This window comes from Paenibacillus sp. EB106-04-04-XG159 (assembly GCF_058791835.1).
Map to the genome: position 1 here is coordinate 114,458 of NZ_JBYTDY010000011.1, position 12,695 is coordinate 127,152.

Annotated in this window: 15 protein-coding genes and 1 other annotated feature (1 of these 16 cut by a window edge); of the genes, 1 reads left to right on the forward strand and 14 read right to left on the reverse strand. The window is 45.9% G+C overall.

Annotation, left to right across the window (positions count from 1 at the left end; translation table 11 throughout):
* Window positions 1-8: 8 nt before the first annotated feature.
* The 14 genes from der to AC3WTP_RS15020 all read right to left on the reverse strand — a co-directional run bounded on the left by der (window position 9) and on the right by AC3WTP_RS15020 (window position 11,893).
* Window positions 9-1,331 (reverse strand): ribosome biogenesis GTPase Der, encoded by a 1,323-nt coding sequence (gene der, locus AC3WTP_RS14955; RefSeq protein ID WP_492395422.1) that lies wholly within the window; start codon window positions 1,329-1,331, stop codon window positions 9-11.
* 68 nt (window positions 1,332-1,399) lie between these two features.
* Window positions 1,400-2,011 carry a hypothetical protein gene (locus tag AC3WTP_RS14960; RefSeq protein WP_492395423.1) on the reverse strand — a complete coding sequence of 204 codons (612 nt, stop codon included), beginning with the start codon at window positions 2,009-2,011 and terminating at the stop codon, window positions 1,400-1,402.
* A 96-nt stretch (window positions 2,012-2,107) separates the two neighbouring features.
* A complete protein-coding gene (gene rpsA / locus AC3WTP_RS14965; protein ID WP_492395424.1) occupies window positions 2,108-3,319 on the reverse strand; it encodes a 30S ribosomal protein S1 in 1,212 nt (403 codons plus the stop codon).
* A gap of 115 nt (window positions 3,320-3,434) precedes the next feature.
* Window positions 3,435-4,028, reverse strand: coding sequence for a lysophospholipid acyltransferase family protein (locus tag AC3WTP_RS14970; RefSeq protein WP_492395425.1), 594 nt, complete (start codon window positions 4,026-4,028; stop codon window positions 3,435-3,437).
* A 5-nt stretch (window positions 4,029-4,033) separates the two neighbouring features.
* Window positions 4,034-4,735 (reverse strand): (d)CMP kinase, encoded by a 702-nt coding sequence (gene cmk, locus AC3WTP_RS14975; RefSeq protein ID WP_492395426.1) that lies wholly within the window; start codon window positions 4,733-4,735, stop codon window positions 4,034-4,036.
* Between the two features lie 425 nt (window positions 4,736-5,160).
* Window positions 5,161-5,808, reverse strand: coding sequence for a flagellar brake protein (locus AC3WTP_RS14980; protein ID WP_492395427.1), 648 nt, complete (start codon window positions 5,806-5,808; stop codon window positions 5,161-5,163).
* 97 nt (window positions 5,809-5,905) lie between these two features.
* Window positions 5,906-7,246 carry a germination protein YpeB gene (gene ypeB, locus AC3WTP_RS14985; protein ID WP_492395428.1) on the reverse strand — a complete coding sequence of 447 codons (1,341 nt, stop codon included), beginning with the start codon at window positions 7,244-7,246 and terminating at the stop codon, window positions 5,906-5,908.
* Window positions 7,247-7,343: 97 nt separating this feature from the next.
* A complete protein-coding gene (locus AC3WTP_RS14990; RefSeq protein WP_492395429.1) occupies window positions 7,344-7,493 on the reverse strand; it encodes a hypothetical protein in 150 nt (49 codons plus the stop codon).
* A gap of 65 nt (window positions 7,494-7,558) precedes the next feature.
* Entirely contained in the window at window positions 7,559-8,362 is an 804-nt protein-coding gene (gene prsW / locus AC3WTP_RS14995) for a glutamic-type intramembrane protease PrsW (RefSeq protein WP_492395430.1), read from the reverse strand.
* Between the two features lie 145 nt (window positions 8,363-8,507).
* On the reverse strand, window positions 8,508-9,119 hold the full coding sequence (locus AC3WTP_RS15000) for a genetic competence negative regulator (RefSeq protein WP_492395431.1): 612 nt from the start codon (window positions 9,117-9,119) through the stop codon (window positions 8,508-8,510).
* Between the two features lie 288 nt (window positions 9,120-9,407).
* A complete protein-coding gene (locus AC3WTP_RS15005; RefSeq protein ID WP_492395432.1) occupies window positions 9,408-10,007 on the reverse strand; it encodes a hypothetical protein in 600 nt (199 codons plus the stop codon).
* Between the two features lie 72 nt (window positions 10,008-10,079).
* A complete protein-coding gene (locus AC3WTP_RS15010) occupies window positions 10,080-10,931 on the reverse strand; it encodes a metallophosphoesterase (protein WP_492395433.1) in 852 nt (283 codons plus the stop codon).
* A gap of 6 nt (window positions 10,932-10,937) precedes the next feature.
* Complete coding sequence (locus AC3WTP_RS15015) at window positions 10,938-11,306, reverse strand: hypothetical protein (protein ID WP_492395434.1); 369 nt, start codon at window positions 11,304-11,306, stop codon at window positions 10,938-10,940.
* On the reverse strand, window positions 11,303-11,893 hold the full coding sequence (locus tag AC3WTP_RS15020) for a CPBP family intramembrane glutamic endopeptidase (protein WP_492395435.1): 591 nt from the start codon (window positions 11,891-11,893) through the stop codon (window positions 11,303-11,305). The genes AC3WTP_RS15015 and AC3WTP_RS15020 overlap by 4 nt, the downstream gene beginning before the upstream one ends.
* Window positions 11,894-12,055: 162 nt before the next feature.
* Here AC3WTP_RS15020 and AC3WTP_RS15025 point away from each other — a divergent pair, with 162 nt between their 5' ends.
* Entirely contained in the window at window positions 12,056-12,229 is a 174-nt protein-coding gene (locus AC3WTP_RS15025; protein WP_492395436.1) for a hypothetical protein, read from the forward strand.
* A gap of 245 nt (window positions 12,230-12,474) precedes the next feature.
* Window positions 12,475-12,695, forward strand: a binding site (T-box leader) (it continues 21 nt past the right edge of the window).

Consider the following 12,695-nt stretch of genomic DNA (forward strand, 5'->3'; position numbering starts at 1 on the left):
GTTCGCTCCTATCCCTCGTCAGATTTTCGCCGTGTAAAGAGACGCAATGGGGTTCCTTCAAAGTCAAATGAAGCCCGAATTCGGTTCTCTAAGTAGCGTTCATATGAGAAATGCATCAGTGATGGATCGTTAACGAAAACGACCAGCGTCGGCGGCTTCACGGCAACCTGGGTTACATAATTAATGCGCAAACGTCTGCCCTTGTCTGTTGGAGGCGGGTTGTAGGCAACAGCATCTCCAATGACATCATTCAACAGATGTGTCGGAATGCGCTTGGCATGCTGCTGAGCCACATGCGCAATTACCGGAAGCAGCTTATGTAACCGCTGCTTCGTCTTAGCTGACAAGAAGACGATTGGCGCGTAGGACATAAACAAGAAGTGGTCTCGAATTGACGTTTCGAATTGTTGCATCGTCTTGTCATCCTTCTCAACAACATCCCATTTATTGACGACAAACAGCGCTGCTTTACCAGCTTCGTGCGCATAGCCGGCAACGTGCTTATCTTGTTCAATAATGCCTTCTTCTCCGTTTATCACAATTAGAACGACATCCGCGCGTTCAATCGCTTTCATCGCGCGCATGACGCTGTACTTCTCAGTCGTCTCGTACACTTTGCCGCGTTTGCGCATACCAGCTGTATCGATGAGAACGTACTTCTGACCATCCTTCTCGAATGGGGTATCGATCGCATCGCGAGTCGTGCCCGCAATATCGCTGACGATAACTCGGTCTTCACCAAGAATCGCGTTTACCAAGGAAGACTTTCCAACGTTCGGTCGACCGATAAGAGCCACTTTAATTACATCGTCATCGTATTCATCATCGGTCAAGTCTGGCAGTTGCTCCACAATGACGTCAAGCAGGTCGCCAATACCGGTGCCATGGGATCCAGACAGTGCGATTGGTTCACCGAATCCTAAGCTGTAGAATTCATAAACATCGTCCATACGATTGAAATTATCGACTTTATTCACAGCGACGATGACCGGTTTGCCAGAACGGAACAGAATCTGAGCCACTTCTTCATCCGCCTGAGTAACACCCGTCTTAGCATCGCACATAAACACGATTACATCCGCTTCTTCGATCGCGAGTTCCGCTTGCATACGAATAGAGCGCAGGATAACATCCTCGCCGTCGATCTCAATGCCGCCCGTATCGATGATACTAAACGGCTTCCCGTTCCATTCACCTGTTCCGTATATCCGATCTCTAGTTACGCCAGGTTTGTCTTCCACGATTGCCAAACGGTCGCCGATGATACGGTTAAAAATGGTCGACTTTCCGACATTCGGCCGCCCGACGATGGCAACTACGGGTTTTGCCATGCAGTTCACTCCTTCATTATCTCAAACATATACACGTACAACATCATATCAAAAAATGAACCGCTTGGCTAACTATTATCGACTTTAGCACGAGGCATTTGCAGTATATACACGGTAAATATGACAAAAACACGTGCTGCAGCAAAAGCAACCCACCAAGCGTCAAACGTATCCAGCGAGCCGAGTGTGATGGTCGTATCCTTAAGCGTTCGAGTCTGTACGATTCCCTCACCAATCGCCATGCTAAGCGTTATAATGATCCATTGACGAAGTACATTTGTATACAGCATACCACATATTAAACCCATACAAATGGCGATCAACCACGTAGGAATATTAGGCAGCACGGTATATCCAGCAGTCTTCCAAAATTCCACAAAGCACCAGATGGAACCAAGTAAAAATAAATGTCCCAGCAGAAGCGCGCTTAGCGATAAATCATGCTGATAATAGATGCAAGCCACTAAACCAATTAGAGCAGCAACAACCCATAATGCCCATGCCATATCAATCTGTACTTGTCCGGTCGTAAACTGTCGCCCTGCGCACAGCGTCCACAGTAGCAGCACTGCTAGTATCGTATAAGGTGAATAGCCTCGGAACAAGATGCCGCACCAGCCGCTTAAGATGAGAATACCGATGCAGATGACGATGATCGTGGACAGCATTCCCGATATCATGATATCCCCCCTTATCTCCATTAGTATGGGATTAGAGGGAATATAATAAACGGCGGACCCAGAAGGATCCGCCGTCGCGTCAGTTATTTCAATTAGTTATTTCAATTTGTTCAGGATATCACCGAAACGCTCGCCAAGCGTAACGTTCATCGCTTGTTTCGTCAAGGAAACGTTAGGGTTGTTCAGTTCTTCCTTGACCCTCTTCTCTGGCTTAGCTGATGGAGCAGGTGCTTCTTCCGTTTCCTTAATGCTCAAGCTGATGCGCTTCTCAGCAGGATTGGAGTCAAGCACTTTTACTTGAACTTCTTGTCCTTCTTTCAGAACTTCGGACGGAGTTCCGATATGGCGGTGGGAGATCTGAGAAATGTGAACCAGACCTTCTACACCTGGTGCAACTTCAACGAAAGCACCGAAGTTCACCAAGCGCTTCACTGTACCTGTGAGCACATCGCCGATGTTGATGGAAGTGGAAGATTGCTCCCAAGGACCAGGCTGTGTCGCTTTCATGCTAAGGCTGATCTTACCGTTCGAAGGATCAACCTTCAACACTTTTACTTTCACTTGTTGACCTTCTTGAACGACATCAGAAGGCTTCTCAACATGGCTCCAAGCCAATTCGGAAACGTGCACCAAGCCGTCGACTCCGCCTACATCGACGAATGCGCCGAATTGAGTCAAGCGCTGAACTGTACCGTCAATTTCTTGACCTTCCTTCAGGCTCTCCATTACGCGCTGCTTGTTGCTTTCGAATTCCGTATCCAATACGTCCTTCTGGGACAGAATCAGTTTGTTGTTCTCACGATCAACTTCTTTAACTTTAACGCGCAATGTGCGGCCTTTATAATCTGAGAAATCCTCAACAAAATGACGTTCTACCATCGAAGCAGGGATGAAAGCGCGAACGCCTACATCTGCTACTACTCCGCCTTTAACAACGTCAGCGACAGTAACTTCGAACACGTCTTGATCTTCAAAGTGCTTCTGCATTACTTCCCAAGCGGATTCACTGTCTACTTGGCGCTTGGAGAGTACTAGGCGCTCTTTATTATCGTCAACTGTTACAACTTTAGCTTCAACTTCTTGACCCAGTTCTACTAGATCAGATGCTTTGTCTGCAGATAAGGAAGACAGTTCACGAATTGGAATAATACCGTCATATTTATATCCAATGCTTACTACAGCTTGGTTGTCTTCAATTTTGACAATCGTGCCTTTGACGGTATCTCCTTTTTTAAGAGACATGATATTCTCCATTGCCTCTTGATTTGCCGTTTCGGCAGATGCATTTACATTTGTTTCTTCGGACATGTTATAACCTCCTCAAATAAAACCCATTTATAGAAACCTGCAATACGCAGAATCCATAACAATAACTAGTTAAAAAACGAATATAATACCTGTAGTATCCTACCAGTTCGTACAATTATACACGTTGCATCTCTTCTTGCCTAATCATGGTACGAATACGATCCATGATCCGATCAGTAGCTTGCTCAAGCATATCACTATCTTTATTGGCCAGCAGATCTGACATATCGATAGGAGGTCCGTATACCACGTAGGTCTTGCCGAACAAGCGATAATTGCCGCATACAGCTACTGGAACAACTGCTGCGCCGCTCTTCAAAGCAATCATGGCCGCACCCTTCTTGGCTGCAACATCTCCAGACATATTACGAGTTCCTTCTGGAAATATCCCCATAATCTCACCGCTCTGAAGCAGCTTGAATGCTGTTCTAATCGTTTCTTTGCCAACTCCGCCGCGCTTGACAGGAAAAGCCCCTAAGCCCTTGATCAATGTTCTGAGTACAGGGATCTTAAACAGTTCCTGCTTAGCCATAAAGTTGACTTTACGCTTAAGCATGATGCCAATCGATGGCGGATCTAATAAGCTGATATGATTCGAACACAGTACAACGCCTCCTGTGCTCGGGACATTCTCAGTTCCCTTTGCTTCAAAGCGAAAGAGGAACCGATATAGAATACGCAACACTGCGCTACAAAATCTATACAACATAATGGCTACTGCTCCCCGTCCATCCGTAGTTTGGCTTCATCAACGATATGCTGAACAATCTGTTCCACCGATAAATGAGTTGAGTCAAGCAGCACCGCGTCTTGCGCCTGTTTTAACGGAGAAATCGCGCGTGTTTCATCCTGCTTATCACGCTCTGCGATATCACGCATCAGTTCTTCCAGAGTAATCGCTTCTGAACCGTTCCACTCTGCATATCTTCTTCTAGCACGTTCCTCGACGGAAGCAGTTAGAAACCACTTCATCTCCGCATCAGGAAGCACTTGCGTTCCAATATCTCGGCCGTCCATCACGACACCCTTATTCGCGGCAAGCTTGCGCTGCATATCGACAAGATGTTCACGAACCTCGGCGATTTGGGCAAACAGCGATGCATACTTACTGACATCCGCTGTTCGAATATCGTCGGTTACATCTTCATCGTTCAACAGTACTAGTTGTCGTTCTTGGCCGGGTATAAGCGCTATATGAATATTCTGCATCTCTTGGACCGCACGATCTGTCTGTTCTGGTAAAATGTTTGCGCGCAGCATATGTAAGGCAACCGCACGGTACATCGCGCCAGTATCGATATATATATATCCTAATACACGAGCAACATGTCGGGCAACCGTACTTTTACCTGCACCAGCAGGCCCGTCGATTGCAATATTTATTCGATAATGATGATGCTGAAATGATTGATTCAACAGATCTGACTCCTTCCATCTAGATGAGCGCGGCATTTCAGGCCTATTCAATAAAAAAGCAGGCTTTGCCTGCGGACGTGTAAATTATACCACACCTCATTTGGTGTTGCAAAAAAGCCGCATCCTCACCCTGCGATTAACTTTACTTTTAATAGGCTATTTTCTCTTGCTAAGGCAATATTATTGGGACACCTTCCAGCCGCTCGACTAGAATAATCCATTGCCGAATGGCTGGTATTTGCAACAAGCATTGGGTCAGGATACATAGAATCACAACCGCAATACATATTCGTTTTAGAGCAGTGCATATTCTGTCCCATTTTGCTATCATTTGCTGTTCTTTCAATGACCGTTTCAACCGAACACCGACTTCCATTAATTGGTGATGGTAGTATGCGGTATTTACCTTCGAGTTATGTACAATATTAATCGCGTTTTCGAGCTTCCAATTGCCGCTCGAAGCAATATCGAATCACCTTCTGCTGATCGCCTCCAGTTATCTCGGAGAACTTCAGCATGACAACAGAATGCTTGTCCGTTCTCGGCTGAATGCGAACAATCTGAGCATTGAAATGAACATATTCCAGCTCATCGTTGCGATATGGCAGTACGACCCAGCAAAATAACTGCTGCTGTTCTTGCAGCCCCCACGCGGTCTCGGCGACAAAGGAAGCACCGCCGCCGCTAATGTCTTCGGTATGAACGACAAACCGAATATCCTCCGGCGTACGAATGGCGAGCTCTAATGAAGAATCCACACGCAAGAACGATCTCCGCTGCATCTTCGTAACATGTTCCGGATTAGGCTTCGCCAGGGCTAGCATGCGTATGCCATCTTGACGACTGCCGACAACGCTCGTTAGAAAGTGGCACTTCATGCCGTCCGGCTGAATATATGTAATCTCAAGAATCTCACCTGTATGGAATAATCCAAATTTTCTCGTTTGCTCTTGTAGCGGCACCTCAATCCATATTCGAGTCTCATCCATCTCTGAGACGCGGGCTCTGTATTCTGGCTTATCCGCGGCAGATGCTGGCAATATATACAGTACGTCATTAATATTCGGCATCATACGAATCTCCCCCTCCATTCGATTATATCACCATATTCGTTCATATCACTACAAAAAAAGACCGTCATTCCACAATGGAACGACGGTCTTCCAGAAGCTATGATTTGGAAACCGATTCAACTACTTCTTCGTTGCCGGTTTCAGCATTTATATAGATGCGATAGTTCTGATCGTCAGTTGTACCGCCAATCTCATAACATAATACAGGTTGAGAAACCTCATTCTTAATGACAACCAAGCGATCATAGGATACCTTCATATTCGGGTTGACTCGTTCAAGAGCCTGCTCTTTCGTGAGCTTGGGCTTTATGGAGACCGATTTCATATCCAATGCACCATAAATATAGTCGGCCGCCTGTACCCCAATGATATCTCCGGTATCCAAAGCTACTCGGACCAGTACCTTCATCGGATACAGCAATACATCTTCTTTCACAGGTACGTAAGTAAAGGTTTCTAAACCGTCATAAGATTGAGAACGAACTTTCTTCATATTCTCGAATCCGTGCCGCTTGATAAAGCTTGCCGCATTATCAGCAGCTTCATCGACGCTAATCTCCTTCTTTCCGATGCTGCGGGTATCCATGAACGACAGAACCACGCCCTGCTTCGTGAAATCAATCGAGATTTCACCATCGCCATTTTTGTGCTCAGCTCGAACCGTATACGTCATGTGGTCAGGCGTGTTGCCATTTTTACGAATCGTCATCTCTTTCATCTCATGCGGCTTCATCAACTTGGCTGCCTTTTTCTTAATCTCATCCTCAGACATTTCAGGACCTTCAAGCATCTTTAAGGTTCGTTTCGAGAATAAGCTCGCCACTGACGTTCCCCAGTCAATCTCAGGATACTCACTGACCTTGCCGTCTAAAGACTTGAAGCCGTCCGTAATAGCAGTGTTGCCAGAAGTTGATTTGTTCGACATTGCGGATTGCACGTCCATCCAACGCAGTCCGTCCGACAACACCTTATTTTGAACATCCTGAAGATCGGCGGATATCTGCTTGGAATTCGCATACAACGTCTTCAGGGTATTCAATTCTTCATTCGTCAGCGGCTGTTTCGTCATATCTCGGATGGATGCTTGATAAGCATAGCTCGAGATTCTAGACAGAAATTCCTCAGTCTGTTCGAACGGAAGCGTCGTTAGAGGCAGTTGGCTAATATCACTCTGGGCTTCACTCGTTGTTTTCCATACATTAGCTAGGCCTTTTCGGTGCATTCCCTGTGAAGTGGAATGTACCGCTAAAGTCTGACCCAACTGATCCTGAAGCTTGTCCATATGGAAAGTTAAATCATGAAAAGCTCGTTGGTATTGATTCTCTGCTTGTACCGCTAGCGCGTTCTTTTGTTGAAATTCTTGATAGCCCCACAATGCGGTTCCGATAAATAAAAGCGTGACGATCGGAAACATCACGGCACTCAGTCGTTTATACATCGTACAAACGTCTCCTTTCACAGCAAAATTAGGATTATGCCTATTGTGCTGGAAATAGGAAGTCTTTATGCATCGTTGATGAACCTTCGTCACGCTTTTATTGGGGAAGCTCTTCGATTAAGAAATCTTCCCGATTATCGCATACACATTGTTTAAATCCGGTCTCAATTCGACCTTTCTCTCGCTTGCCCCGGAGTACGAACTTCTCGCCGCAACTTTTGCACCGAATCGTTATCTTAACTCGCACGCTCTCGCCACCTTCACCACTACTAGCTGGAACAACGTTTATACGTGCAAGTATGACCAGATTGTTTAAGAATTAATCTCTTCCGAAGCTATTGGCGTAGATGTACTTGATGCTTGAGCACGATTACGATCGCGGCCCCATCCATGAATGTTCTCCTCGTCATGCTTCAGCATGCGGAACGGCGATCGCAGATTAGCTCTGCGCACCTTCGCCATCCCAAAGAACCACAGAAAAACCATCAAAGGGACAGCTGCCCATATCCAATTACGCATATTAGATGTCATAATCATATCGTAAACACCATGCCAGAAGATAGGAACTATCAATGAAATGGCCAAATACTTCTTCGAGGTTCTATCGTTCGTAAACTTTGCCTTGCCCATATAATATCCCATCAAGATACCAAACAGCGCATGTCCGGACACAGGCAATAAGGCGCGTGATAATAGAAAAGCGAACGAGCTATTGTTAGCTAAAGCATACATCACATTCTCAATCGTAGCGAAGCCTAACGAGACCGCAACTGCATATAGAATGCCGTCATAATGTTCATCGAACTCAACGTGGTTGTATATCATATGATAAAGTACGAACCATTTCACAGCTTCTTCCACGCCGGCTGATATCACAAATGAGTTCATTAATCGATTGCTGCCCCACCACATCGTCAACCCATGCTGGATAATCATAATAGGCAATACGATCAAGAAGCCAACGAGAAATACGCGGAGAACCATGGATATCGGTTCGGCAGCATATTTGTCCTTCAAGTAAAAGTAGATAAGCAGCGCGATACCAGGAGCTACTGCTGCAGTCAACAAAGCAACAATCGGTGTTGTTGCAGAAGCAACCTGAACAGCTAAATCCATCTTGTATTTGCCCCTCCCATGCTATCCAGATTCATGACTTACACACCAAAAGCTTGCTCGTCCTACACTACAGAACTAACCTTATTGATATGACATGAAAAAGGAGCCCTAGTCCTTCAACCAGGAACTCCCCATCGACGGTTTATTATTCACTGCGCGGCTTAAAGTGTTCACAGGTGACGGCAATAGCATCTTCACGCATAATGCATGTACCGTATTCCTCTAGAACTGCAGTAGTCACCGACGTGGCTTCACCATACTCAGCCAATATCGCAATTAACGCCTGAAGTCGGCTTGATTCCAAGGACACCGGCTCGACGTAATAAATCCATTGACTATTATATTGATATAATGCGCCTGATACGGAAAAATGTCGATTTACCGCATGAGCAGCTTCAATAAAGTGCTCAAAATCGCGGAACGAAAATGCGACTGTATCGCTTTCCTCCAACGTCACTTCCATCTCGTAGACGTCATCCATGTCTTCGTCGTCCGATTGAGGAGCGCCCTTCTCCCAACGAGTGCGAGTAACGATAACAACCATGCCTTGTGCAGGCATAGCAAACACTTCCACAGCTAACGGCCCAGTCGCGTCAAATCCGAGTTCAGTATACGCCTGATCCATCATATCTACGAATAAATCCTGCAGTTTCGTCATTTCTCGCCACAAGTCATCGCGTTGGATCCCGCGCTCTGATAAATCGTCGAACGTAAGGAAAATGCGAATCTTATCTTGACTTAAGCGTTCGATCTTCATGACAGGACCCTCCTTTACAACTTCGGTTATAACAGATTATGAAGCAACATATAATATGTGCTGAAAATGGTTCTATGTAATCAATGTTATCATTAATTGCTCCAATTTGCACCTACTAAAAATGAGAAGGTTTCAAAGAGTCTGCATTCACAGAAGAGCACAATAAAAGAGGAAGCCACCGATGGCGGCTCCTCTTATGAGTATTTCATATTCTCTTGGGCTGAACTACACAGTGCCACTTCTGCGTCTATTACGCTTCTGGCTTCTTATGCGGTCATGCTTGCCCTTTCAATGGGTAGTGCTGGACGTGGGAGTCGGCTTGGAGCTTGTTGCGCTAGTCGACTTCGCTGCACTCGCAGTCTGATTAGACGCTTGGCTAGCTGTAGTCGAAGCACTGCCAGCTTCTTGAATGATCGCATCGACTTGACGCTTTAGTTCTGGATCGAGAGCAATCAATTCTTTGATGCGCGCAAGGCTGACGTTGTCCTGCTGCGCGCTTTGCTGCTGCGCTTTTGGCTGCTGTGCGCCGCTAGCTTGGGCTTGCTGCTGCATGCCACCAGCTTGAGCTGACTGCTGTGTTCCGCCTGCTTGAGCTTGTTGCATACCACCCGCTTGAGCTTGAGCTTGCTGCTGTGCTCCACCCTGAGCTTGCTGTTGTGCGCCGCCTTGACCTTGCTGCTGTGTCAGACCGACCATAGAAGAAGCTTGGGTCAAAGCTGTCATTGCTGAATCAATCACCTTGCCACCCGCCATGCCAACTACATCTGTTACTACATCCCCAGCTAATTGAAGCCTCGACTGAAGATTAGTTAATGTACGACGGTCTGCTATGCACATGCCTGCGAGCGCGCCTACTGCCATACCTGCTATAAACGTTGTAACTCTCACTGCTGTTCCCTCCTTCAGTAATGGGATCAACAGTATTGTGAGCTGTATAGCGCAATCACATTCGATTCAATTTTAGGAAAACGACCTCGAAGAGCGAAGGGTGATATAATTCGCCTCCGGCGGAGCACCTAGGCGAAGCGGAAAGTGCGACGTTCCGAAGCCCTTGCTAATAAACAGCTGTATCTTCCGATCATATTGTTCATCACCCGCATGTAAAGTGTGCCAACCGTGCAGGTACTTTCGATAAAAGGGGCTTGTTCGTACTGGACCATACTTAGGCAAATTAATTTGCCCGCCATGGGTATGCCCAGCAACGACTAGATCAATCAGCGGGTGCAGCGGCCGCTTTAACAGCGCGGGATCATGCGTCAGCAGGATGCAGAAGTGCGGATCGCCTTCCGGTCCATCCATCGCAAAGCGCATATTAGCACGACCTGTTCGAAGGTCGTCAATGCCAACGAGCCATATACTGTCGCCTTCTTGCTCCAGGAGTACAGCATCATTGTCCAACACTTTGACGCCCATATCAGCGACCGCTGTATCCAATAAGCGGACATTGGCTTTGTAGTCATGGTTTCCGTGCACCATATATGTCGGTCCTAGTTGACGTATTAATCGTATGTTGGCAATCGCTTGTTCGAGGTTTCCTTTTTGCTCGGTAACATCTCCCCCGATTAGATATAGATGGGCAGGTGCATGCTTCGATATCTGTTTCATATGCACTTCAGTCAACGCGCGGCAATGAAAGTCGCTGATGAAAAATAATCGCAGTCCGTCAAAAGCTTGCGGGAGCCGTTCCAGTACAACTTCTTCCTCTGTAACTGTAAAGCTGTTTGCTTCTCGGTACATCAAGTAAATGAGAGCAAAGATGATAGCTATGATCAACAATAAGCCTGCCGCCGCGATAATGATGACATCAGCCATCTACGATTACCCCTCCGTCATCACATGATTTCCCCAAAATAGTAAAATTACCAACAATCCAAAGAACAGCAAAAACAGAATATTGTAGAACCATTTTGTCAGCTTTCCATAATTAGAAGGGAACAGCACTCTTCTCGGTGGTAATGACCGATCCCCTTCCTCCTTGACTAGCTGTGGATCAATTTCAGCATTCTTCGTCTCAACCTCTACAGTCTCTGCTTGCGATCGCTCTGGTTGTTTCAATTGCTGCAGCGCTGCAAGTGCGGGACTATTACTGAATGATTCATCTTTAGCTGAAGAGGATGAAGCATCTGACCGATAGGCCCTCTCTTCCTGTTCCTTAAAGCGACTACTTGAATAAAACGACTTGCTCATACTTCCCTCCGGTAACGCAATATTAAACCCATAATAAAATCGATCAAAAAATGTGCGGCAATCGGTGCCCATAAGGAGCCGCTCCATTCGTATATATAGCCTAATCCATAGCTTATACTGAATACCATCAGTGTAGGCAGCCAGTGCTTTAAATAACGCACATGAATTGCGGCGAATGCCACACTCGTCCAGTAGATGCCAAGGGTATGCTGTACAGCACCTCGAAACAGCATCTCTTCACATATGCTTACAACCAAAGCTATCACAAATATATGCCAGAATGGCCGATTACGGAACAAGCGCTCATTAATACCGCCATCATCTGTCGCTTCTTCTGGTACAAACTTGGATATAAGAAGATCCAAAATGACGACTATAACTGATAGCCCTGCACCCAGTATCCAAGGCAGGTATTCTTCTGGCAGCTGGAGCAGCATCAACGGATTTCGACCTGAAAGAAGAATCCAGACAGTACCTATAATCAGTGTTAGAGCCTGCGTCAAATAAAGATTCAGCAGCAATGTTTTATCGTCAATTTGATCTATTTGTACTTGTTGTTGCTTGAACCTTTTCCACTTTTCTTTCACATCATCACAACCTGTAAGTTATCGTCTAACTATTTAACAACAAAAAAACCATACTAGAACTCAAAAATAATAGACACATTATGCATATAAATGGTAACTTATAAGCACCTAAGGAGTGGTATCGCGGTTCGCAGACCGACAAGAATCGAGTTCTTTTTCAGTTTGACTTTTATATTTGTCCTTATATTAGCAATCGCTTCATTCTTCTATGGCGTTAAGGTTGGGACTGAGCAGACTGAAGAACGCTTCAACTTGAATCGGAAGGTGCGATGCGCTGAACATGCCAATGGTAAATACGCTGAACAAGTTATCGTCTCCGTTAATCATACCGTATAGTTGCCTTATCGTAAAAGTGCTCCCCATGCTTGGTATCTAGCCCTATGTAGGACAAGGAGATCATACTGCCACTGTCGTTATTTGGTGAGCCTTGATCAGCCTGTTTTAGCATCATATCAGAAACGGTTAACAGTATTCAACCACACCCTGTAACTTTTACAATGCTGCAGTCAGCTGACAACTTGGATGTACAACCTATTGACACTAGGCATGAAGCATGTTAGATTTTAAATAATTTCATGACGACAAACACGGAGAAGGAAACGAACCATCTTAGAAAGTCCCCAGAGAGCCGATGAATGGTGCGAATCGGCGGCGTTGAGATGGATTCTAGCGGTCCTGAGTTATTGTACTGAACGATGATACATTATTAGGTACAATCGGTTAGAACCCGTTAACGTTCTGCGTCTTTCACTAGACGCTAAGGCTGACTCGCGCGAGCGGTTAGCGAATTAGGGTGGTACCA